Origin of the sequence: Massilia timonae (assembly GCF_001866515.1) — a bacterium.
GTDB lineage: Bacteria > Pseudomonadota > Gammaproteobacteria > Burkholderiales > Burkholderiaceae_D > Telluria > Telluria timonae.
Window position 1 is genome coordinate 1,990,507 of record NZ_JRYB01000001.1, and the last position, 23,399, is coordinate 2,013,905.

Consider the following 23,399-nt stretch of genomic DNA (forward strand, 5'->3'; position numbering starts at 1 on the left):
CCTACTTTGGCGCGGTGGCGGCATCCAGCCGTTTGAACAGCTCCCGGTGCAGTTCCCGCGTATGCTTTTCCATGTGCGTGCGCGCATGCTTGACCTCCTTCAGCTCGCGCTGCGCCACCGCCTCCTTGCCGTTGGCAAGCGCCCATAGCGCCAGTTCGACGCGCGCCTCGATGCTGCCGAAGCGTTCGACCACGGCCTCGAATTCGGCGCCCGCGTCGTCCTGCCGACCGGCAGCGGCATAGGCGCGGCCCAGCGCCAGCCCGACTTCATCGGCGCGAAAATCCGGACGCTTCGACTGCAGCGGCGCCAGCAGCGCAATCGCCGCCGCCGGCTGCCCGTGCGCCGCATTGGCGCGCGCGGCGCCCAGGATGACCTCGGGATCGCCCGCGAACGGTCCGTTCAGGCAGGCGTCGTAATGGCGCACCGCTTCCTCCGATTCGCCGGCTTCCAGCAGCGCAGCGGCCAGGCGCATCTGGTTGTGGGCGGTCGGCGTCAGGTCGAACGCGCTCCGTGCCTCGCGCACGTCGCGGCCAGGATCGAGACTCTTCTGGAGCGCCCGCCCGGCGATGCGGCCGCGGCGCTCGAGGCGCGAGGCCGGGAGGTATTCCACGACGAAGTAAGCGAGGCTGCCGAGCAGCGGGAAGGAGAACAGGATCAGCAGCCAGTACAGCTGGCGACCGTTGCGCACGGCATGGATCGCGAAGAAGAGGGCGATGAGGAAGTGCAGTCCAAGTCCGATGAGTGGCATTGCAGGTTCCGGGTTCTGTGTTGGTCGCGAAGACAACAAAGATAGCCGACCGCGCAGCCTGGATGTCTCACCGATTCTCACAGTGCGTTCCTCGCAACATTGTTAGCGGACCGTGAGGCAGGGCGTGTTTATCCGGCCGAGATCCTGCTAGAGTGAAACACAATTGCCCAAAAGGAACTCATATGACCCCGGACCAGAATGTCGCCGTCCTCGTGGACTGCGAGAATGCGCAGCCGACCGTGATCGGCGAGGCGATGCAGCTGGCATCGACCCTCGGACGGGTGGCCTTGCGGCGGGGTTACGGCAATCACACGGCCCTGGCGAGCAAATGGCAGGACGCGCTGGTGCGCCATGGGTTCGCCCCCTGCATGCAATTCCAATATGTGGCCGGCAAGAATACGGCGGACATCGCGCTGGCGCTGGATGCGCTGGAGATGCTGCTTGACCGGCGCGCCGACCGTTTCGTCATCGTCACCAGCGATTCCGATTTCGTCGGCCTGTGCCGCAAGCTGCAGGAGCGCGGCGCCAGCGTGCATGTCTTCGGTGAGGCGAAAACACCGGCCGCCTTGCGCCACGCCTGCGACAGGTTCCATGAATCGGCCCCGCCGGCGCCGCCGGAGGCCGCGCCGGCACCTGCAGCGTCAGTGGCGGCCGTCAAGCGCAGGCCGAGGTTCGTGGTCGAGGCGGTACGCTCGCTGGCGCTGTCATCGCCCGATGGCCGGGTCGATCTCGGCGCGCTGGGCAACCATTTGAGGGCGGCTCACGCCGGCTTTTCCCACGCGGCCTATGGGCACAAGAACCTGCGCACGATGCTCGAGGCGTATGATCTGTTGCGGATGCACCAGACCGAAGGAGGCCACTGCCGTGTGGGCCTGGCGTCGGAAGGTTTGCCGCAGCCAGCCATCCTGCGCGCGGTGTAGCCCCCGGCGCGGAACTCAATTCGGGACCGGCACATCCACGATATGCCGCACGTCGAGCGCGCGAATGCGCGGCTCGACGTAGTAGCCGCCCGCTTCGACATAGCTGAGGCAGTAGCGCAGGCACACGCTGCATTGCTGGACCGCGCAGCGGTTGTATGGGAAATAGTGGAGGGCGATCGGCGCGTCCGGCGACCAGTAATTGGTCCCGTGCGGATGGTATTCGGCGAACGTCGGATCAAGGTAGGGATCGCCGGCCAGCGTGCCGGCCGGGCGCATCTGCGCTTGCGGGAACGATACCGGCGTGCGCGTCCACCCAGGGTAGCTCGCGATCTCGCATGCGCAGCTGTCCAGCGCTGGCGCCGAGGCCGAGGCCAGGGCGCGCAGTTCATCGATTCTCAATGGTTGTTCCGGCTTCATCGTCTTCTTTCGATCAGACCTTCAGGAATTCCTCGCGCCCACCCAGCCAGCGCGCCAGGTGCGCATCGACCACCGCGATCTTCTCGGGCTTTTCGCCGTCGAGCAGATACTGCGCCACGTCGCGCGCCCGGTCGACCAGCCAGCCATCGAGCTCCAGGTCGGCGAAGCGCAGCATCGCCTGGCCCGACTGGCGCGCGCCCAGGAATTCGCCCGGGCCGCGGATCTCCAGGTCGCGCCGCGCGATCTCGAAGCCGTCGGTGGTCTCGCGCATCGTCATCAGGCGCTGCTTGGCCACTTGGCCCAGCGGCGATTGGTACAGCAGCAGGCACACCGAGGCCGCCGAGCCGCGACCCACGCGCCCGCGCAGCTGGTGCAGCTGCGACAGGCCGAAGCGCTCGGCATGCTCGATCACCATCAGGGACGCATTCGGCACGTCGACCCCGACCTCGATCACGGTGGTCGCCACCAGCACGTGCACCTGGCCGGCCGTGAACGCATCCATCACTTCCTGCTTTTCGAGCGGCTTCATGCGGCCATGCACCAGCCCCACCTGCAGCTCGGGCAGCGATTCGGCCAGGGTCTCGTAGGTCTCGGTCGCGGTCTGCAATTGCAGGGCTTCGGATTCCTCGATCAGCGGACAGACCCAGTACACTTGCCGGCCTTCGAGCGCCGCCGCGTACACGCGCTCGATCACTTCGTCGCGCCGCATCTGGTCGATCGCGCGCGTGACGATCGGGCTGCGGCCCGGCGGCAGCTCGTCGATCACCGATACTTCGAGGTCGGCGTAATACGTCATCGCCAGCGTGCGCGGGATCGGGGTGGCCGACATCATCAACTGGTGCGGCACCAGGCCGTCGCTGCCCTTGTTGCGCAGGGTGAGGCGCTGGCCGACGCCGAAGCGGTGCTGCTCGTCGACGATCACCAGGCCCAGTTTTGCGAACTGCACCGTGTCCTGGATCAGCGCGTGGGTGCCGATCACCAGGTTCGCCTCGCCCGACTCGATCAACTCGTTGGACGCGGCCTTCTCTTTTTTCTTGAGGCTGCCGGTGAGCCAGGCGACTTTCACGCCGAGCGGCTCCATCCAGGCCGCGATCTTGCGGAAATGCTGCTCGGCCAGGATCTCGGTCGGCGCCATCAGCGCGGCCTGGTAGCCGCTGTCGATCGCCTGCGCGGCGGCCAGCGCCGAGACCACGGTCTTGCCGCTGCCGACGTCGCCCTGCAGCAGGCGCTGCATCGGATAGCCTTCTGCTAGGTCCGTGCGGATCTCTTCGACCACGCGCTGCTGGGCGCCGGTGAGCTTGAACGGCAGCGCCGCAAGGAAGGCTTCCGACAACTTGCCCACTGCACGTAGATGCGGCGCGCCTTTTTCGCGCCGCGCGCGCTGCGCCCGTTTCAGCGACAGCTGCTGCGCCAGCAGCTCGTCGAACTTCATGCGTTCCCAGGCCGGATGCGACTTCTCTCCCAGCGCATGTTCGTCGACGTCGGCCGGCGGATAGTGCAGCAGCTTCACGGCCGGCTCGAAGTCGATCAGTCCCATTTTGGCGCGGATGCCGGCGGGGACGGTATCGCTCCAGTCGATCCGCTTCATCGCATCGGCGATCGCGCGCCGCAGCACGGTCTGCGACAGGCCTTCGCCGGCGGGGTACACGGGCGTGAGCGAATTCGGCAGCGGCGCGCCCTCGTTGACCACCTTATAAGCGGGATGCACCATCTCGGCCCCGAAGAAGCCGTGTTTCAGTTCGCCGCGCGCCCGGATGCGCACGCCTTCCGCCATCTGCTTGACCTGGCTGCCGTAGAAGTTCATGAAGCGCAGCAGCAGGTCGCCCGATTCGTCGGCGATGGTCACCAGCAGCTGGCGCCGCGGCTTGAACGAGATTTCGTTCTTGGTCACGACGCCTTCGACCTGCGACACGTGGCCGCCGCGCAGGCAGGCTTCGCGGATGGACACGATCTGGGTCTCGTCCTCGTAGCGCATCGGCAGGTGCAATACCAGGTCCATGTCGCTGCGCAGTCCGAGGCGGGCGAGCTTGCTTTCGAGGGTCTTGGGTGGATTTGTGGTCTTGGAGGCGGGCATATCGCGGCAAAATGGCGCTCGCTGGCGTAAAATAGAAGGTTCGCCATCAGCGCTGGAGCCTGTATTGTAAAGCTGGCAGCGCTTATTTTCCCAGAATTGAGAATAATGTACTCGCTTTCCGATTTCGACTTCGAGCTGCCCCCCGAGCGCATCGCGCAGCTGCCGCTGCCCGATCGCAGCGCCTCGCGTTTGCTGCAGCTCGACGGTGATCAGATCCTTGATCGCCACTTCTCCGACATCGTCGACCAGCTCCAGCCGGGCGACCTCTTGGTGATGAACAATACCCGCGTGCTCAAGGCGCGCTTCTTCGGCGTCAAGGAAACCGGCGGCCAGGTCGAGGTGCTGGTCGAGCGCGTGCTCGACGACCGCACCGTGCTGGCCCAGGTGCGCGCCTCGAAGTCGCCCAAGCCGGGCAACCGCATCCGCCTGGCCGACGCCTTCGACGTGACGACCGGCGAACGCGCCGGCGAATTCTTTACGCTCCACTTCGAGGGCGACGTGTTCGAGCTGATCGAAGCCCATGGCCGCCTGCCGCTGCCGCCGTATATCGAGCACAGCGCCGACGAATTCGACGAGCAGCGCTACCAGACCGTGTATTCGAAAGAACCGGGCGCCGTCGCCGCCCCGACGGCCGGCCTGCACTTCGACCAGCCGCTGCTCGACAAGTTGGCGCAAAAAGGCGTCAAGTTCGCCTACGTTACCCTGCACGTCGGCGCCGGCACTTTCCAGCCGGTGCGGGTCGAGGATTTGAGCGAGCACAAGATGCACACCGAGTGGTACACCATTTCGCAAGAGACGGTGGACGCGGTGCGCGCCGCGAAAGCGGCGGGCCGCGACGTGGTCGCCGTCGGCACCACCAGCCTGCGCGCGCTGGAATCGGCCTCGCAAAGCGGCGAGCTGGTCGCCGGCAGCGCCGACACCGCGCTGTTCATCACGCCCGGCTACACCTTCAAGACTGTTTCGCGCCTGGTCACCAACTTCCACCTGCCCAAGTCGACCCTGCTGATGCTGGTGTCGGCCTTCGCCGGCTTTGAACCGATCCGCAAGGCCTATGCCCATGCGATCGCCAATGAATACCGCTTCTTCAGCTATGGCGACGCCATGCTGCTGACGACCACTTCACGTTGATAGAAAAACGATGCTCGAATTTACCCTGCTTAAGAAAGACACCAGCGGCCTGTCGCACGCCCGCCGCGGCCGCCTGAAGCTGAACCACGGCACCATCGAAACCCCGATCTTCATGCCGGTCGGCACCTACGGTTCGGTCAAGGCGATGTCGCCGGTCGAACTCAAGGAAGTCGGCTCGCAGATCATCCTCGGCAATACCTTCCACCTGTGGCTGCGCCCCGGCGTGGACGTGATGAACAAGTTCGGCGGCCTGCATCAATTCATGGGCTGGGACAAGCCGATCCTGACCGACTCGGGCGGCTTCCAGGTGTTTTCGCTCGGCGCCATGCGCAAGATCACGGAAGAGGGCGTCAAGTTCGCCTCGCCGATCGACGGCTCGCGCCAGTTCCTGTCGCCCGAGATCTCGATGCAGATCCAGCGCGCGCTGAACTCGGACATCGTGATGCAGTTCGACGAATGCACGCCTTATGAAATCGACGGCCGTCCGGCCACCGCCGAAGAAGCGGCCAAGTCGATGCGCATGTCGCTGCGCTGGGCCCAGCGCTCGATGAACGAGTTCACCGGCGGCGGCAACCCGAACGCGCTGTTCGGCATCGTCCAGGGCGGCATGTACGAGCACCTGCGCGACGAATCGCTGGCCGGCCTCGAGGATATTAATTTCCCGGGCCTGGCGATCGGCGGCCTGTCGGTGGGCGAGCCGAAGGAAGACATGAAGCGCATCCTGGCCCACGTCGGCCCGCGCCTGCCCGAGAACAAGCCGCACTACCTGATGGGCGTCGGCACGCCGGAAGACCTGGTCGACGGCGTGGCGAACGGCGTCGACATGTTCGACTGCGTGATGCCGACCCGTAACGCGCGCAATGGCTGGCTGTTCACCCGCTTCGGCGACGTCAAGATCAAGAATGCGCGCTACAAGGACGACCAGGCGCCGCTGGACGAGAGCTGCGATTGCTATTGCTGCAAGAATTTCTCGCGCGCCTACCTGCACCATTTGCACCGCTCGAACGAAATCCTGGGCGCGCGCTTGAACACCATTCACAACCTGCATTACTACCTGAAGCTGATGCAGGAAATGCGCGACGCCATCGATGCCGACCGCTTCAACGAGTTCCGTATCGCGTTCAATGCGGGCCGTGCACGCGGCGTGTAAGCACTTGCTCACTCGCTGAGCCGGGCGCTGCCGTATTGACGGCGGCGCCGGAATTTAATTTCTAGCAAGCTCTTGCAATACCGAAAAGCAAGATCACCTACCTCCAGATTTGGTTTTCGGCGACTGGCCGATGCTAGAATACACCGCTTATTTTTTTAACTTCACAATCGGAGTTCTTGTGTTCATTTCCAACGCTTACGCGCAAACCGCCGCCGCTGACCCAGGCATCATGGGCAGCCTGACGACCTTCCTGCCGCTGATCCTGATGTTCGTGGTCATGTACTTCCTGATGATCCGTCCTCAGCAGAAACGCCAGCGCGAGCTGAAAGCGATGATGGATGCACTGACCAAGGGCGATGAAGTCGTGACCGCCGGCGGCATCGTGGGCCGCGTCTCGAAAGTGACCGATGCTTACGTGACCCTGGAAATCGCGACCGGCACCGAAATCACCGTGCAGAAGAACGCAGTGACCACCCTGCTGCCGAAGGGCACCCTGAAAGCCCTGTAAGAGCAAGCCCGTGCGGCCCGCAGGCCGCACTGCCCAACCTGAACGCCGGAACACTATGAATCGCTATCCCGTCTGGAAATACCTAATGATCGTCATCGCGCTGCTGCTCGGCGCGTTGTACACGGCGCCTAACTACTTCGGCGAAACGCCGGCGTTGCAGGTGACATCGGGCCGTTCGACCCTGAACATCACCAGCGCCTCCACCACCCTGGTCGAGGATGCGCTCAAGCGTGCCGGCATTGCCCATACCGGACTCTCCCTCGAAGGCAGCGGTCACACGACGTCGGTGCGTGTGCGTTTCGCCGGCACTGAACAACAATTCAAGGCCAAGCTGGCCCTGGAACGCGAACTGAACCGCGACCCGGCCAATCCCGATTACATCGTCACCGTCAACCTGGTCACCAATACCCCGGCCTGGATGGAAAAAATCGGCGCCGGTCCGATGAGCCTCGGCCTCGACTTGCGCGGCGGTGTGCACTTCCTGCTGCAGGTCGATACCCGTGCGGTGATCGACAACAAGGTCAAGGCGCTGCAGGCCAGCGTGCGCAGCAACCTGCGCGACGAAAACGTGCGCCACGCCGGCATCGAGCGCGTGGGCGACACCATCGAAGTGCGCTTCCGCGACGCCGCGACCCGCTCCACCGCGCGCAATGTGCTGACCTCGCGCTCGAACGAGCTGAACTTTGCCGACGCCGCCGACGGCGCCGACCAGAAGCTGGTCGTCAGCCTCAAGCCGGACGCGATCAAGCGCAGCGTCGAAGACGGCGTCAAGCAGAACATCGTGACCTTGTCCAAGCGTATCAATGAGCTGGGCACCACCGAACCGATCATCCAGCAGCAGGGCGCCGACCGCATCGTGGTCCAGCTGCCGGGCGTGCAGGACGTGGCGCGCGCCAAGGACATCATCGGCCGCACCGCGACCCTCGAGCTGCGCATGGTCGACCAGACCGTGACCCCGGGCACCGAGCTGTCGGCCGCGATCCCGCTCAATTCCGAACTGTTCACCGAAGGCCGCGGCGCCCCGGTCGTGCTGTCGCGCGACATCATCCTGACCGGCGAGTACATCTCGAGCGCCACCGCCAGCTTCGACCAGAACCAGCAGCCGGCCGTCTCGATCGACCTGAACGGCGACGGCGGCCGCCGCATCCGCCAGGCCACCCGCGACAACGTCGGCAAGCGCATGGCGATCCTGCTCAAAGAGAAGGGCGTGTACAACGTCCTGTCGGCCCCGACCATCCAGAGCGAACTGGGTTCGACCTTCCAGATCACCAATATGGGCACCTCGCAGGACGCCAACGAGCTGGCCCTGCTGCTGCGCTCCGGCGCGCTGTCGGCGCCGATGGAATTCGTCGAGGAACGCGTGATCGGCCCGCAGCTGGGCGCCGAGAACATCGAGCGCGGCCTGCACTCGACCATCTGGGGCTTCGTAGCGATCGCGGTCTTCATGGTCATCTACTACCACCTGTTCGGCGTGTTCTCGGCGCTGGCGCTGGCGGCCAACGTGCTGTTCCTGCTGGCCCTGCTGTCGATCCTGGGTATTACGCTTACCCTGCCGGGCATCGCCGCGATCGCGCTGGCGCTGGGCGTGGCGATCGACTCCAACGTGCTGGTCAACGAGCGCATCCGCGAAGAGTTGCGTGCCGGCGCCCCTCCGCAGGCGGCGATCGCGGCCGGTTCCAAGCACGCCTGGGACACCATCGTCGACTCCAACGTGACCACCCTGATCGTCGGCCTGGCGCTCTTGATCTTCGGTTCCGGTCCGGTGCGCGGCTTCGCCGTGGTGCACTGCCTGGGCATCCTGACCTCGATGTTCTCGGCGGTCGTCGTGGCCCGCGGCTTTGCCAACCTGTGGTACGGCCGCAAGAAGAAGCTGACCAAGATTTCAATCGGCACGGTCTGGCAGCCGGGCATGTCGCCCACCAAGAAGTAAGGACTCGAGACTGACATGGAATTTTTCAAGATCAAACGGGACATCCCGTTCATGCGCCACGCCCTGATCCTCAATGCGATCTCGGTGCTGACCTTTGTCGCCGCGGTGTTCTTCCTGTTCAGCAAAGGGCTGAACTTCTCGGTGGAATTCACTGGCGGCACCGTGATGGAGCTGCGCTATCCACATGCGGCCAACCAGGAAAAGATCCGCGACACGCTGCGCGGCATGGGCTATTCGCACCCTGAGGTGGCCAGCTTCGGCACCGCCCAGGACATCATGCTGCGCCTGCCGATCCTGGAAGGCACGGAAGCGGCCGGCACCTCGGCGCGCGTCTTCAACGCCATCTGCGCCGCCGAGGGCGGTGCGCCGAAGCAGAGCCAGATCACGACCGACAAAGGTGAAGTCGTCAACCACACCAGCTGCGCCAGCGCGTCCGGTGAAGAACTGATCAGCCTGCAGCGCGTGGAATTCGTCGGCCCGTCGGTCGGCGAAGAGCTGGCCCAGAACGGCCTGAACGCGCTGATCATGGTCGTCGTCGGCATCATGATCTACCTGGCAATCCGCTTCGAGTGGAAATTCGCCGTCGCCGCCGTGGTCGCCAACCTGCACGACGTGGTCATCATCCTGGGCTTCTTCGCCTTCTTCCAGTGGGAATTCTCGCTGACGGTGCTGGCGGCAACCCTGGCGGTGCTGGGCTACTCGGTCAATGAATCGGTGGTCATCTTCGACCGGATCCGCGAGATGTTCCGCAAGCAGCGCAAGATGTCGACGCCGGAAGTGATCGACCACGCGATCACCAGCACCATCTCGCGCACCATCATCACCCACGGCTCGACCCTGATGATGGTGCTGTCGATGCTGTTCTTCGGCGGCTACGCGCTGCATTACTTCGCGATCGCGCTGGCCATCGGCATCTGCTTCGGCATCTATTCGTCGGTGTTCGTGGCGGCGGCCGTGGCCATGTGGCTGGGCGTCAAGCGCGAAGACCTGATCAAGCCGATCAAGGAAAAAGACGAGACCGACGGCGCGGTGGTCTAAGCTACCCGCTCCGCATGAAAAATGCCGCCCCGGCCATGCCGCGGCGGCATTTTGTTTGATGTGAATCCGTTGCGCGACGAATTCGACAGTGTTGTGTGTGGCAGCGCACGGATTACCCCCTTTCGCACGCCTATAGTGGACCTGTCTCTTTCAGGACATCCCTAGTTTTGGACTTCACCCGCTTCCGCAACGAGGCGGGTTTTTTTTGTCCGGCATTTCCGGCCCTCGAATCGGGAATGTAAAAAAGACATGTTAAATGTGAAATGGCGCACCGAGGGGGGGGCGCCGCTCGCATAAGATGGACTCGTCTCTTTCAGGACATCCCTAGTTTTGGACTTTACCCGCCCCGGCAACGGCGCGGGTTTTTTTTGTCCGCAGTATCTATAACTGCCAGGGATGCTCGATCTTGCCGTCGAGCGCCGCATCGAGATAGGTCGCGGCGCTGATCAGGGCCAGGTGAGTAAAAGCTTGCGGGAAGTTGCCGAGCAGCTCGGCCTGATTGGTGAATTCCTCCGCATACAGGTGCACGTGGTTGCCGTAGGCGAGCAGCTTTTCCATATTGTTGCGGGCCTGGTCGATGCGGCCGGCGCGCGCCAGGCATTCGACGTACCAGAAGGAGCAGGCCGCGAACGCGCCTTCCTGGCCCTCGAGGCCGTCGTCGCGGTCGTAGCGCAGCACCAGCGCATCGTCGCCGAGCTGCTCCCCGATCGCATCCAGGGTGGCCAGCCACTGCGGGTCGGTCGAGCCGACGAAGCGCACCAGCGGCATCATCAGGAGCGCGCCGTCGAGGTCGCGCGAACCCTTGCTGCGCACGAAGTGCCCAAGCTCCTCGTTCCAGAAGGTGTCCCAGATGTAGCGCGAAATCTCGTTGCGCGCCGCGATCCAGCGCTCGAACGGCGCCCGCAGCGAGCGCTTGCTGGCCAGGCGCACCGCGCGGTCGACCGCCACCCAGCACATGAGCTGGGAATGCAGGTGCTCGCGTGGCGGCTCGCGCCCTTCCCAGATGCCGGCGTCGGGGCGCTGCCAGTTCTCGCAGACGAAATTGACGACCTCGCAGACGCCTACCCAGTCGGCATGGGAGATCGCCTCGCCATATTTATTGCTGAGATAGATCGAATCGAGCAGGGCGCCGAAGATGTCGAGCTGCAGCTGGGTGGCGGCGGCATTGCCGATGCGCACGGGCTTGGAGCCGGCGTACCCCGCCAGGTGGTCGAGTTCGATTTCTTCCCCTACCGGGCTGCCGTCCAGCGCATACATGATGCGCAGGTGGGCGTCGGTCGAATCGTGCTTCGGCCGCTCGGCCGACCAGCGCGTGAACGCCTTGGCTTCGTCGACGTAGCCGAGCCGCATCAGCGCGTACACGGTGAACGAGGCGTCGCGGATCCAGGTGGCGCGGTAGTCCCAGTTGCGCGAACCGCCCAGCACCTCGGGCAGGCCGAAGGTCGCGGCCGCGACCATCGAGCCGTGGCGGCACGAGGTCATCAGCTTGAGCACCAGCGCCGAGCGGTTGACCGCCTCGCGCCAGCGGCCTTTATAGGTCGAGCGCCGGGTCCAGTCCTGCCAGCGCCGCACGACCTCGGCCAGCAGGGCGTCGCGCGCGCCGGCATCGAGCGCCGAGTCGCCATCCTCGTCGAGCACGAAATCCATGATGTCGCCGTCGCGCAGCACCATGGAGGCGCCGGCGCCGCCGTCGGTCGCGGTGAATTCGACCGGCGCCGACAGGCGCAGGCGCGGCGCGCCGCTGGCCGCGAACAGCACGTGGTCTTGCCCCACCGTGACTTCGGGCCGCTGGCGCGCGTAGTCGAAGCGTGGCTGGCAATCGACCCGGATGCGGGCTTCGCCGCTGCTGACCCGCACCCGGCGCACCAGGCGCGCCGCGCCATGGCCGAGCTCCTCGGGACCGACCATGAAATCGATGAGCTCGACGTTGCACGTCTCGCCCAGCCACTGGGTCAGCAGCACATTGGTGTCGGGCACATAGGTCTGCACCACGCGCATGTCATCGATCTCGGGCGCGATGGTGAAGTGACCGCCCTGTTCGGGGTCGAGCAGGGCGGCGAAGATGCTGGGGCTGTCGAAGTCGGGCCAGCACAGGAAGTCGACCGTGCCATCGAGCGCCACCAGCGCGATCGTGGCCATATTGCCGATGGCGCCATGCTCGCCGATCGGGCGTGGCGGGCGCGTTGCGTTGGGTTCAGCCATTGTCTTCGAACCCCGGATAGAGCGCCATGCCGCCATCCACATAGACCGTGGCGCCGGTCATGTAGTCGGCCAGGTCGGAGGCCATGAACAGCGCCAGGCTGGCCACGTCGTCGACCTCGCCGATGCGTCCATACGGTATCAGCTCGAGCAGCTTCTTGCCCGCCTCGCCTTCGGTGGCGTCTTCGTTGATCGGGGTGCGGATGGCGCCGGGCGCGATGCCGTTGACGCGAATGCGTTCCTGCGCCACTTCCTGGGCCAGCGAGCGCATGAACATGCCGATGCCGCCCTTGGACGCGGCATAGTTGACGTGGCCGGCCCAGGGAATCGTCTCGTGGACCGAGCTCATGCACAGGATGACGCCGTTGGCGCGCATGCGGCCACGGTTGCCCTGCCGGCGAAAGCGTTTCACCGCGGCGCGGGCGCACAGGAACTGGCCGGTCAGGTTGACGTCGAGCACGGCTTTCCACTCGTCCAGCGACATGTCGGCGATGCGCGCATCCTTCTGCATGCCGGCGTTGGCGACCAGGATGTCGAGGCCGCCGAAGGCCTGCTCGGTCTGCGCGAACAGGCGCTCGACGTCGTCCTCGCTGGACACATTGCACTGCACCGCCAGCGCCTGGCCGCCGGCTTCCTTGATCTGACGTACGACTTCGTCGGCCTTGTCCTGGCTGCTGTTGTAGTTGACCACCACCTTGGCGCCGGCCGCGGCGTAGGCGATGCAGATGGCGCGGCCGATGCCGGAGTCGCCACCGGTCACGAGCGCCACCTGGTCGTTCAGGCTGATTTGCATGGGATGTCCTCCAGAGCGTGATTGCGCCGGACGCGCTCTGCGGTCGCGTCCTGGCTGGACGACCTTAGCAGAAAGCAGGGATGGAACATGCACGCCTGGACTGGCGTCTGGTGCAAGGCAAACGGAATGCGGCGCTTGTTCGATAGTGTGCGTGAACGTACGGAGTGCGCCACGCCGCAAGCATAAGATGGACCTGTCTCTTTCAGGACATCCCTAGTTTTGGACTTGGCCCGCTCCTCACCGAGCGGGCGTTTTTTTGCTCGCTTACAGCAGCGCCGACGTCAGGCTCTTCACTTCCTCGCCCGACTCTTCCAGCACGCCCTTGAGCGTGCCTTCGCCGAACACGAAGTCGATGGTCGCGGCCGCGGCATGGGTGGTGGCGCCGGGCGGCGCGAACAGCGGAGACGGCAGCGGCGACAGGTCGTTGGCCAGCAACAGGGTGTCGCCCAGGGTTTCCGGCGGCAGCGCGCGCATGCCGTCCCACAGCGCTTCGATCGCGCTCATGACCGGCGCCGGGACGCCCAGCTTGTGCAGCACGCCGCGGCCGATGGCCGCTTCGCCATGGTCGAGCCAGGCGTCGAGGTTGTCGTCCAGCAGGCCGGGCAGGGCTTCGGCGCGCGACAGCAGATAAAAGCCGCCGACCTCGTGCACGATGCCGGCGAACAGCGCCGTTTCGGGATCGACGAAGGACACGCGGCGCGCGATCACCTGGCTGAGGGCCGCCACGTGGGCCGAGTGGGCCCACAATTGGTCGGCCTTGTGGCGCAGGCCGGGATCGCGGATCTCGCTGGCCAGCTGGCGCACGATCACCGAGGCCGCCAGGGCGCCCAGCGTGCGAAAGCCCACGCGCTGGACCGCCGCGCGCACATTGGTGACGTCGTTGCCGCTGCGGTTATAGGCCACCGAGTTGGCGATCGCGACCGTGCGCGCCGCCAGCAGCGGCTCGGCCTGCACCAGGCGGGCGGCGGCATCGATATGGCAGTCGGGTTCGCCCAGCGCCCGCTGCAGGGTCAGCGTGGCGTTGACGCTGGTGGGGAAAGCAAGTTCGCCGCGGCTGGCTTCGGCGGCGATGCTGTCGAGTGCGGAGACTTGGTCCATGAAAAAATTATACCCCTAACACAACACCTTGCTTGCAAAAATATTGCCCTACGGTATCGATTTCAATGGGGCCGTGGCACCCAGGTGCTTACTCTTCGCCGAAAATGGCGTCGCACCCTTCCTTCTGTTCTTCGAGGTTTTCCAGTTCGTCGACCAGGCCGAGGTCGAGCAGTTCCTCGACCGCGTTCATGTAGCTGTTGAGTTTGGTTGCGCCGATGAGGCGATAGATCTCGCCGGCTTCGTTGCGCACGCCGATCAGCATCGGTTCCTCGCGCACTTCGTCCAGTGGGGCGACGTCGAGCAGGATGTTGCCGATGATGTGCTTGTCGAAATGGGCTGGCTTCTTGCCGTCGATGAGAGAGGTTTTCAAGGCGTTTCCTTCAGGTGGAATGGGGAGGGAGTGGGGCTGTCGCCATCGTCGTTGCCGCGGATGCGCGCACGCAGCAGGCCGAGCGCGTCTTCGAGCGCGGCGAAGTCGGCATCGCTGTAGGCGGTGAATAATTCTTTTCCACGTGCAATCACTTTCGGGAACACATCGCAGAACACCTGGTCGCCAGCAGGCGTCAGGCGCACGAAGAACGATCGCTTGTCGTCGCAGCTGCGCTCGCGCAGCACCAGGCCTTTTTGCTCCAGGCGTTCGATGACGCCGGTCAGGGTGCCCTTGGTGATCAGGGTGCGTTCGCCCAGTTCCTTGTAGCTCATGCCGGTCGTATTGCCCAGCGTGGCGATGATATCGAACTGCGCATGCGTCAACCCGTTCTGGCGCACCGCGTCGCCCGAGACCCGCTCGAAGCCTTGCATGCACTCGGCCAGCAGCCGGACGCTTTTTAGATATCGTTCCCCCATGGGCCGGGATTATAGCCGTCCGCCGCGCCTTCCGTTGCCCGCTACGCAAGATTCTGCAGGAGGCATAGCCGGCTCGAAACGTGCTGGTTGTTCTCCGGTATGATAGACGACCATGTTCTTTCATCACGCCCGCCGCGCATCCACCGCTCCCATGGCATCCGACACCCGCCGCGATGCAGCCTGACCTGTCCCTGCTGGCGCAGGAGCGGCCGCTGCGCATCCTGCTGGTGAACGCCGGCGAGCCCGATGCGCTGACCTGGTCCGGGCTGTACCAGCCGCTGCGGCTGGCGGCCAAGGTGCTGGGGCCGGAGCGCCTGCACGTCGACGTGCGCGGTCCCGATAAATTCATGGGCGATGCCGGGCGCCACTGGCACCTGGTGCTGCTGGTGGCCGACGAGTCCGAGGCGGCCCTGCGCCCGGCCAACCTGCGCGCGCTGATCGAGCGCTGCCGCGCCGCGCCATACTGGGGCGGCGTCGGCGCCGGCGTGCTGTGGCTGGCCGACGCCGGCGTCCTGCATGGCGCCCGCACCGCCTTGCCCTGGGCCCTGTATCCGGACGTGAACGCCCAGGCCGAGCAGGCCCTGCTCACGCCCCACCTGTACGAGTTCGACGCCAACCGCCTCACCTGCTGCGGCGGCGCGGCCAGCATCGACTTCGCCCTGACCCTGGTCGAGCTGCTGTTCGGCGCCACGGCCCAGGCGCAAGTAAAGGAAACCCTGTGCATCGACCGGGTGCGCGGCCCGGACGAACGCCAGCGGGTGGCGCTGCAGGCCCGCTTCGGCGCCCTGCAGCCGAAGCTGTCCGAGGCGGTGGCGCTGATGGAAGCGAACATCGAAGAGCCGCTCTCGACCGACGAGATCGCCCAGCTGGCCGGCATTTCGCGGCGCCAGCTGGAGCGCCTGTTCAAGCAGTACCTGGGCAGCCTGCCGTCGCGCTACTACCTCGAACTGCGCCTGCGCCGCGCGCGCCAGCTGCTGCTCGACACCAATCACTCGATCGTGCAGGTCGGGCTGATGTGCGGCTTTTCCTCCGGATCGCATTTCTCGACGGCATTCGGGGCCTTGTTCGGCAATACGCCGAGGGAAGAGCGGCAGCGAAAGCTGGCGCAGTAAGCCTGGGCAGCCAACGCGACAGACCGCCGCTGCTGCGCTGTCCCGGCGGCGAACGGTCACTGTCGGGCGCCAGCGCGGACCAGCATATGGTCATGGGCAAGCGCGCACCCGCTCAACACGGCCAGGCCGGCGCGGATGGCGCGCGGTCAAGGTCAGCAGCGAGCGCAGGATCTCCACGTAACGCATCGGTACCGTGTTGCGCGAACGAGTCAGCGTACGCCACAGCATGAAGGCCAGTACGACCATGCATGGCGCCGCCGCCGGGTAGGGCGACCGCCATCAACAGCAACATCGGCGTTGCGAGCGCTGCCGGCGCGGCAGCCGGCGGCGTGCCGGCGCGATACGCTGCGCCGGTCGTCACGTCAGGCTCGTTGGCAGCGTGGACACGGCCATGGCGTCGATCTCGAACAGCATGCCGTCGAGGGCCAGCCGGGCAACTGGTATCAGGGTGCAGGCCGGCGGTGGATGAACACCCCAGGCGGCGCCGAGTGCGCGGCCGAAGATGGCGAGCCGGTCGGCGTCGTGATCGACGATCAACACCGTGATCTTGACGACCTCGGAAAAGGTGGCGTCGGCGGCGGCCAGCGCCGCGCCGAGGTTGGTCAGCGCCTGCCTTACCTGCGTCTCGAAGTCAGCGGCCAACCGACCGGCATCGTCTTCTCCTCCCTGTCCTGCGACATGGACGATGCGTGCAGGTGTGCTGGCTACCACAACATGGGTATAAGCGTTGGGGCGCGGATCGTACAGCTGCGCCGGGTTGATGAATGAATGCCTTGCGTGTGTGGAGTTGACGGAATGCATGGGTGTCCCTGGGAAAAGCTGCAACGGCAGCGATCGGGTCACTATAAAATCTCAACTTAACTTGAGGTCAAGCGGTGTGGGTCGTCTGCGGGCACACGAGGACAGTGTGCGGTACTGTTGCTATCGAGCCAACGACAGCGCGCGTCAGTTCTCCGTCCAAAAATGAAAATGCCTGTCGCACTTCTAAAAGATGTTGTCAGTCAGCGTTCCTATAATGGCCCGACAATGCGGGTATCATCCGCGGTTCATTCACCATTGCAAGAGGAAGAAGCCAATGAACGCTCAGCTTGATTCGGGTATCGCCACGCTGCCGGTTAGCCGTCAGACCTTCGACGAGGTCCTGGTCCCCACCTACGCCCCGGCCGCGATGGTGCCGGTGCGCGCGTCGGGCCTGGACCTGTGGGACCAGGAAGGCAAGCATTACCTCGACTTCACCTCGGGCATCGCCGTCACCGCCCTGGGCCACGCCAATCCGGAAGTGAACGAAGCGCTGACCAAGCAATTGAACACCCTGTGGCATATCGGCAATGGCTATACCAACGAGCCGGTGCTGCGCCTGGCCTCGGCCTTGATCGACGCCACCTTCGCTGAACGCGCCTTCTTCTGCAACTCGGGCGCCGAAGCCAACGAAGCGGCCCTGAAACTGGCGCGCAAGTACGCGCACGGCAAGTTCGGCCCGCACAAGTCGCGCATCGTGTCCTGCCTGTCGTCGTTCCACGGCCGCACCCTGTTCACCGTCTCGGTCGGCGGCCAGCCGAAGTACACCGAAGGCTTCGAACCGCTGCCGCAAGACCTCTCCCACATCCCGTACAACGACATCGAGGCGGCGCGCGCCGCCATCACCGACGACGTCGCCGCCGTGATCGTCGAACCGATCCAGGGCGAGGGCGGCGTCATCCCGGGCAACCCGGACTACCTGAAGGCGCTGCGCGAGTTCTGCGACAAGACCGGCGCGCTGCTGGTGTTCGACGAAGTGCAGTCGGGCATGGGCCGCACCGGTTCGCTGTTCGCCTACGAACAGATGGGCGTGGTGCCGGACGTGCTGACCTCGGCCAAGGCGCTGGGCAACGGCTATCCGATCGGCGCCATGCTGACCACCACCGAGATCGGCCAGTACCTGGCGGTCGGCACCCACGGCACCACCTATGGCGGCAACCCGCTGGCGTCGAGCGTCGGCCTCAAGGTCCTCGAGCTGATCAACCGGCCGGCCTTCCTGGGCCGCGTCAAGGAAGCCAGCGCCAAGGTCATGGCCAATCTGCAGCAGCTGGCGGCGGATTATCCGAACGTGTTCGGCCAGCCGCGCGGCATGGGCCTGCTCATCGGCCTGCCGATGGCCGAAGGCTTCAAGGGCCGCTCGAAGGACTACACCAAGCTGTGCGAGAAGCTGGGCCTGATGCTGCTGATCGCAGGTCCCGACGTCGTGCGCCTGGCGCCGGCGCTGGTGGTGTCGGACGAACAGATCGTCGAAGCCGACCGCCTGATGCGCGCGGCGGTGGCGGAATTCGCCGGCGCTTGATCGCCACACCCCGGTCGCGGCCGGCCCGCCCGGGAGGGCGGGGCCGGCCGCGGGCATTGTCCTCACTGATTGTCTCTACTGATTGTCTCCACTTACGTATCACCAGGGAGTACACATGTATGTTGTCCGTCCGGTAGATCGCGCCGACATCGGCGCGCTGGAAGCGATGGCGGCTATCTCGATGCCGGGCGTGCACACGCTCCCGCGCACGCGTGAAGGCATAGTCGCGGCGGTCGAGCGCTCGATCGCCTCGTTCGCGGCCCAGGTCGATATCCCGAGCGAAGAGTCGTACCTGTTCGTGCTGGAAGACCTGCGCTCGCGCGAAGTGGTCGGCACCGCCATCATCCACGCCTCGGCCGGCTCGAACGGCACCTATTTCGCGTTCCGCAACGACGTGATCCAGCAGGTCTCGCGCGACCTGAACATCAGCCACAGCGTGCACGCGCTGACCCTGTGCTCCGAGCTGACCGCCTATTCGCAGCTGTCCGGTTTCTTCTTGCGCCACCGCGACAGCGCCGGCGTCGAGGCCGCGCTGCTGTCGCGCGCGCGCCTGCTGTATGCGATGCTGGCGCCGCACCGCTTCGGCGACCGCTTCTTCGTGCCGCTGGCCGGGCGCCTCGATGCCGACGGCCAGTCGCCGTTCTGGAATGCGCTGGGCCGCAAGTTCTTCAAGATGGATTTCCTCGAGGCCGAGCGCCTGATCGAGGGCGCCCGCAACCGCACCCTGATCGTCGAGCTGATGCCGCACTATCCGGTCTACGTGCCGCTGCTGCCGGGCGACGCCCAGGCCGCGCTGGGCCAGATCCATCCCGGCGGCCAGATGGCCTTCGACCTGCTGGCGCAAGAAGGCTTCGAAGCCGACGAATACATCGACATCTTCGACGGTGGCCCGATCCTGCAGGCGCACAAGAACGCGCTGCGCTCGTTCTGCGCCTCGCACAAGCTGCGCGTGGGCGCGGGGCCTGCTCACGGGCATGAACCTGCTCCCGATGTGGCGCCTGTCGACTACGCCGTCGCCACCGTCGACAACGGTTTCCGCGCCGTGACCGTGCGCACGGCGCCGATCGAACATGCGCACACCATCGCGCTGCCGCGTGACGTCCAGCAGGCGCTGGGCGTGGCGCCGGGCGACGAAGTGGTGTGCGTGCGCATCCAGGGAGAACCCGCATGCTCGTGATCCGTTCCGCCAAGACCTCCGACCTGGACGCCCTGATCGAGATGGCGCGCCAGGCCGGCAGCGGCATGACGACGCTGAAGCCCGATCCCGAGATGCTGGGCCAGCGCCTGGCCACCTCCGAGGCCTCGTTCGCCGAAACCATCCCGCCCGAGCAGCGCGACTACATGTTCGTGCTCGAGCACACCCAGGACCGCAGCATCGCCGGCGTGTGCGCGATCAAGGGCGCGGTCGGCCTGACCGAGCCGTTCTACAACTACCGCATCGGCACCCTGGTGCACTGCAGCCGCGAGCTGAACGTGTTCACCCGGATGGAGACGCTGTACCTGTCGAACGACCTCACCGGCTCGACCGAACTGTGCTCGCTGTTCCTGCTGCCGCAGTACCGCGCCGGCTTCAACGGCAAGTGGCTGTCCAAGAGCCGCTTCCTGTTCATCGCCCAGTTCCAGCACCTGTTCACCGAAAAGATCATCGCCGAGATGCGCGGTTACCAGGACGAGGCGGGCGACTCGCCGTTCTACGAAGGCCTGGGCCGCCACTTCTTCAAGATGGACTTCAACCACGTCGATGGCCTGACCGCGATCGGCAAGAAGTCCTTCATCGCCGAGCTGATGCCGCGCCAGCCGCTGTACGTCGACTACCTGCCGCAATCGGCGATCGACGTGATCGGCAAGGTGCACACCTCGACCCAGCCGGCGCGCCGCCTGCTGGAGCAGGAAGGCATGCATTACGAGGGCTACGTCGACATCTTCGACGCCGGTCCGGTGCTGCAGGGCCGCGTGTCCGAACTGCGCGCGGTGCGCGACAGCGTGCTGGCGGTGGCGGCCGAAGGGCTGCCGGTCGAAGACCATGACGCTGCCCCGGACACCGAGCACATGCTGGTGTCGAACACCCGCCTCGGCGATTTCCGGATGATCCTGACCCGCGCCGTGCCGGGCGCCACCAGCGTGGTCCTCAAGCCCGAGGAACTGGCCCAGTTGGGCTGCAGCGCGGGCGACAACGTGCGCACCCTGACACTCAATACCAGGAAGACTTCCCATGGCTAATCTCTCGAACTACATCAACGGCGAGTGGCTCGCCGGCAGCGGTCGCGAACTGGCCACCGTCGATCCGTCGACCGGCCGCCAGACCTGGACCAGCAGCGAATCGACCCAGGAAGACGTGGCGCGCGCGGCCCAGGCGGCGCGCGACAGCTTCGAAGCCTGGGCCTTGCGCCCGCTCGAAGAACGCATCGCCGTCGCCATCCGTTTTCGCGACCTGCTGAAGGAAAACGCCGAGGAGCTGGCGGCGACCATCGCCGAGGAAGTCGGCAAACCGCTGTGGGAAGCGCGCACCGAGGTTGCGACCATGGCCAACAAGATCGACATTTCTGTCCTTTCTTACAGCGCGCGCACCGGCGAAAGCCAGGCCAAGGTCGCGGACGGCAATGCCGTGCTGCGCCACCGTCCGCACGGCGTGTTCGCCGTGTATGGCCCGTACAACTTCCCCGGCCACCTGCCGAACGGCCACATCGTGCCGGCCCTGATCGCCGGGAATACCGTCGTGTTCAAGCCGAGCGAGTATGCGCCGCGCACGGCGGTGAAGACCGTCGCACTGTGGGAAAAGGCCGGCCTGCCGAAGGGCGTGCTGAACCTGGTCAACGGCGGCCGCGAGACCGGCATCGCGCTGGGCCAGGAATCGCTGGTCGACGGCGTGCTGTTCACCGGCAGCAGCCAGACCGGCGCCGCCTTGCATAAACAGTTCGGTGGCCAGCCGGGCAAGATGCTGGCGCTGGAAATGGGCGGCAACAATCCGCTGGTGGTCTGGGATCTCAGTGACAACCCCGTGGATATCGACGCCGCCGTTCACCATACCGTGATGTCGGCCTTCATCTCGGCCGGCCAGCGCTGCACCTGCGCGCGCCGCCTGGTCATCCAGGACAACGAAGCGGGCCAGGCTTTCCTGAAGCGCCTGGTCGAAGTGGCAGCGCAGCTGCAGGTCGGTCCGTCGAACGCCGAGCCGCAGCCGTTCATGGGACCGGTGGTCTCGAGCGCTGTCGCGGCGCGCCTGGTGCAGGCGCAGGCCGACATGGCGACCAAGGGCGGCGCCATCCTGCTGCAGATGCGCCAGCTCGATACCAATGCCGGCTTCGTCACCGCCGGCATCGTCGACACCACCGATGCACAAGGCATCCCCGACGAAGAATGGTTCGGCCCGCTGCTGCAGGTGATCCGCGTGAACGACTTCGACGCGGCCCTGCGCGTGGCCAACGCCACCGAATTCGGACTGGCTGCCGCGTTGCTGTCGCCGTCGGAAGAGTTGTGGAAGCGGTTTGCCGTGCGCGCCAGGGCCGGCATCGTCAACTGGAACCGTCCGACCACGGGCGCGGCCAGCTCGGCGCCGTTCGGCGGCGTCGGCAAGTCGGGCAACCATCGCCCTAGCGCGTATTACGCGGCCGACTACTGCGCCTACCCGGTGGCCTCGATCGAGACCGCCGAACTGGAAATGCCGGCCAAGCTGTCGCCCGGCCTGACCTTCCCGGCGCCAGGAGCCTGAGCATGCGTGACGCCCGTGAATTCAACTTCGACGGCCTGGTCGGCCCGTCGCACAACTACGCCGGCCTCTCGTTCGGCAACGTCGCTTCGTTCAACAACGTGCGCTCGGCCTCGAACCCGCGCCAGGCCGCGCTGCAGGGCCTGGCCAAGATGCGCGAACTGGCCGCGCGCGGCTTCGCCCAGGCGGTGATGCCGCCGCAGGGCCGTCCGAACTTCCGCTTGCTGCGCAGCCTGGGTTTCTCCGGCACCGACGCCGACGTCCTGGCGCGCGCCTACCGCGAAGCGCCCGTGATCCTGGCCTGCGCCTGGTCGGCCGCGCCGATGTGGACCGCGAACGCCGGCACCGTCAGCCCGTCGGCCGACTCGCTCGACGGCCGCGTGCACTTTACCGCAGCGAACCTGAACAACAAGCTGCACCGCTCCGAAGAGCACCTGCAGGCGACCCGCACGCTGCGCGCGATCTTCGCCGACAGCAATCGTTTCGTGGTGCACGACACCCTGCCGTCGGTGCCGGCCTTCGCCGACGAGGGCGCCGCCAACCACACGCGCTTCGCCGCCAGCCATGGCGCCGCCGGCGTCGAATTCTTCGTCTATGGCCGCGTGGAGTTCGACCCGTCGGCCCCGGCCCCCAGGAAATACCCGGCGCGCCAGACGCTCGAAGCGTCGCAAGCGATCGCGCGCCTGCACGGCCTGGACCCGGCGCGCACCGTGTTCGCCGCCCAGAATCCGGACGTGATCGACCAGGGCGTGTTCCACAACGACGTGATTTCGGTCGGCAACGGCAACGTGCTGTTCTATCACGAGCAGGCGTTTGCCGACGAAGAGGGCGCCCTGGACGCGCTGCGCCGCGCCCTGGCCGGCGTCGATACCGAGCTGCAGGCGGTGCGCGTGGCGAGCGGCCAGGTGCCGGTGGCCGATGCCGTGGCCAGCTACCTGTTCAACAGCCAGCTGCTGTCCAAGCCGGACGGCCGCATGGCGCTGGTGGTGCCGCACGAGTGCCGCGAGAACCCGGCCGTGGCCAACTACCTGGCCGGCCTGGTCGCCAGCGGCGGCCCGATCGACGAGCTGGTCGAATTCGACCTGCGCCAGAGCATGCGCAATGGCGGCGGACCGGCCTGCCTGCGCCTGCGCGTGGTGCTGACCGACGAAGAAGCCGCCGCCATGCACCAGGGCGTGATCATGACCGAGGCGCTGTATGCGCGGCTGGTGGCCTGGGTCGAGCAACATTACCGCGACCGCATCGAGCCGAAGGACCTGGCCGATCCGCAGCTGGCCATCGAATGCGCGACGGCGCTGGAAGAACTTACCCGCATCCTTGGATTGCCGGGGCTGTACGATTGGTAACGATGTAGTATTCGGGCGGGAGATCCCTGCCCTAGATAAGCAGGGCAGCGCTGGGCCACGAGCTTGCGG

General features: G+C 65.8%; 21 protein-coding genes. 12 read left to right on the forward strand and 9 right to left on the reverse strand.

The window, feature by feature from the left end; translation table 11 throughout:
- Window position 1 precedes the first annotated feature (1 nt).
- A complete protein-coding gene (locus tag LO55_RS08600; protein WP_071361148.1) occupies window positions 2–748 on the reverse strand; it encodes a tetratricopeptide repeat protein in 747 nt (248 codons plus the stop codon).
- 182 nt (window positions 749–930) lie between these two features.
- Here LO55_RS08600 and LO55_RS08605 point away from each other — a divergent pair, with 182 nt between their 5' ends.
- Window positions 931–1,668, forward strand: a complete 738-nt coding sequence (locus LO55_RS08605) for an NYN domain-containing protein (RefSeq protein ID WP_071361149.1) — start codon at window positions 931–933, stop codon at window positions 1,666–1,668.
- Window positions 1,669–1,683: 15 nt separating this feature from the next.
- On the opposite strand, the gene LO55_RS08610 is transcribed toward LO55_RS08605, so the two are convergent.
- Window positions 1,684–2,067 (reverse strand): hypothetical protein, encoded by a 384-nt coding sequence (locus LO55_RS08610; RefSeq protein WP_229410110.1) that lies wholly within the window; start codon window positions 2,065–2,067, stop codon window positions 1,684–1,686.
- Window positions 2,068–2,098: 31 nt separating this feature from the next.
- On the reverse strand, window positions 2,099–4,159 hold the full coding sequence (gene recG, locus LO55_RS08615) for an ATP-dependent DNA helicase RecG (RefSeq protein ID WP_005664700.1): 2,061 nt from the start codon (window positions 4,157–4,159) through the stop codon (window positions 2,099–2,101).
- Window positions 4,160–4,264: 105 nt separating this feature from the next.
- Here recG and queA point away from each other — a divergent pair, with 105 nt between their 5' ends.
- The 5 genes from queA to secF all read left to right on the forward strand — a co-directional run bounded on the left by queA (window position 4,265) and on the right by secF (window position 9,913).
- Window positions 4,265–5,287, forward strand: a complete 1,023-nt coding sequence (queA, locus tag LO55_RS08620; RefSeq protein ID WP_071361151.1) for a tRNA preQ1(34) S-adenosylmethionine ribosyltransferase-isomerase QueA — start codon at window positions 4,265–4,267, stop codon at window positions 5,285–5,287.
- Window positions 5,288–5,297: 10 nt separating this feature from the next.
- A complete protein-coding gene (gene tgt / locus LO55_RS08625) occupies window positions 5,298–6,437 on the forward strand; it encodes a tRNA guanosine(34) transglycosylase Tgt (RefSeq protein WP_071361152.1) in 1,140 nt (379 codons plus the stop codon).
- 178 nt (window positions 6,438–6,615) lie between these two features.
- Window positions 6,616–6,945: a preprotein translocase subunit YajC gene (gene yajC, locus LO55_RS08630; RefSeq protein WP_005664704.1), complete on the forward strand. Its 330-nt coding sequence runs from the start codon at window positions 6,616–6,618 to the stop codon at window positions 6,943–6,945.
- A gap of 55 nt (window positions 6,946–7,000) precedes the next feature.
- On the forward strand, window positions 7,001–8,875 hold the full coding sequence (gene secD, locus LO55_RS08635; protein WP_071361153.1) for a protein translocase subunit SecD: 1,875 nt from the start codon (window positions 7,001–7,003) through the stop codon (window positions 8,873–8,875).
- A 15-nt stretch (window positions 8,876–8,890) separates the two neighbouring features.
- Window positions 8,891–9,913 (forward strand): protein translocase subunit SecF, encoded by a 1,023-nt coding sequence (gene secF, locus LO55_RS08640; protein WP_071361154.1) that lies wholly within the window; start codon window positions 8,891–8,893, stop codon window positions 9,911–9,913.
- A 381-nt stretch (window positions 9,914–10,294) separates the two neighbouring features.
- Here the strand turns inward: secF and LO55_RS08645 are convergent, their stop codons facing one another.
- The 5 genes from LO55_RS08645 to LO55_RS08665 form a co-directional block, all read right to left on the reverse strand.
- A complete protein-coding gene (locus tag LO55_RS08645; RefSeq protein WP_071361155.1) occupies window positions 10,295–12,115 on the reverse strand; it encodes a glycoside hydrolase family 15 protein in 1,821 nt (606 codons plus the stop codon).
- Window positions 12,108–12,905 (reverse strand): glucose 1-dehydrogenase, encoded by a 798-nt coding sequence (locus tag LO55_RS08650; RefSeq protein WP_071361156.1) that lies wholly within the window; start codon window positions 12,903–12,905, stop codon window positions 12,108–12,110. Before LO55_RS08650 ends, LO55_RS08645 begins: the two co-directional genes overlap by 8 nt.
- Before the next feature lie 264 nt (window positions 12,906–13,169).
- Complete coding sequence (locus LO55_RS08655) at window positions 13,170–14,003, reverse strand: HDOD domain-containing protein (RefSeq protein WP_005664712.1); 834 nt, start codon at window positions 14,001–14,003, stop codon at window positions 13,170–13,172.
- 88 nt (window positions 14,004–14,091) lie between these two features.
- Complete coding sequence (locus LO55_RS08660) at window positions 14,092–14,373, reverse strand: hypothetical protein (RefSeq protein WP_005664713.1); 282 nt, start codon at window positions 14,371–14,373, stop codon at window positions 14,092–14,094.
- Window positions 14,370–14,804 (reverse strand): MarR family winged helix-turn-helix transcriptional regulator, encoded by a 435-nt coding sequence (locus LO55_RS08665; protein WP_229409737.1) that lies wholly within the window; start codon window positions 14,802–14,804, stop codon window positions 14,370–14,372. The genes LO55_RS08660 and LO55_RS08665 overlap by 4 nt, the downstream gene beginning before the upstream one ends.
- Window positions 14,805–15,022: 218 nt before the next feature.
- Here LO55_RS08665 and LO55_RS08670 point away from each other — a divergent pair, with 218 nt between their 5' ends.
- Window positions 15,023–15,961: a GlxA family transcriptional regulator gene (locus LO55_RS08670; RefSeq protein ID WP_005664717.1), complete on the forward strand. Its 939-nt coding sequence runs from the start codon at window positions 15,023–15,025 to the stop codon at window positions 15,959–15,961.
- Window positions 15,962–16,318: 357 nt separating this feature from the next.
- Here LO55_RS08670 and LO55_RS08675 read toward each other — a convergent pair whose 3' ends face one another.
- A complete protein-coding gene (locus LO55_RS08675; protein WP_071361157.1) occupies window positions 16,319–16,762 on the reverse strand; it encodes a RidA family protein in 444 nt (147 codons plus the stop codon).
- A 274-nt stretch (window positions 16,763–17,036) separates the two neighbouring features.
- On the opposite strand from LO55_RS08675, the gene LO55_RS08680 reads away from it, so the two are divergent.
- From LO55_RS08680 to astB, 5 genes are all read left to right on the forward strand, one after another.
- Window positions 17,037–18,278, forward strand: a complete 1,242-nt coding sequence (locus tag LO55_RS08680) for an acetylornithine/succinyldiaminopimelate transaminase (protein WP_071361158.1) — start codon at window positions 17,037–17,039, stop codon at window positions 18,276–18,278.
- A gap of 115 nt (window positions 18,279–18,393) precedes the next feature.
- Window positions 18,394–19,455 carry an arginine N-succinyltransferase gene (locus tag LO55_RS08685; protein WP_071361159.1) on the forward strand — a complete coding sequence of 354 codons (1,062 nt, stop codon included), beginning with the start codon at window positions 18,394–18,396 and terminating at the stop codon, window positions 19,453–19,455.
- Complete coding sequence (gene astA, locus LO55_RS08690) at window positions 19,446–20,498, forward strand: arginine N-succinyltransferase (protein ID WP_071361160.1); 1,053 nt, start codon at window positions 19,446–19,448, stop codon at window positions 20,496–20,498. Before LO55_RS08685 ends, astA begins: the two co-directional genes overlap by 10 nt.
- Window positions 20,491–21,987, forward strand: coding sequence for a succinylglutamate-semialdehyde dehydrogenase (gene astD, locus LO55_RS08695; protein ID WP_071361161.1), 1,497 nt, complete (start codon window positions 20,491–20,493; stop codon window positions 21,985–21,987). Before astA ends, astD begins: the two co-directional genes overlap by 8 nt.
- 2 nt (window positions 21,988–21,989) lie before the next feature.
- A complete protein-coding gene (gene astB, locus LO55_RS08700; protein ID WP_005664725.1) occupies window positions 21,990–23,330 on the forward strand; it encodes an N-succinylarginine dihydrolase in 1,341 nt (446 codons plus the stop codon).
- Window positions 23,331–23,399 lie beyond the last annotated feature (69 nt).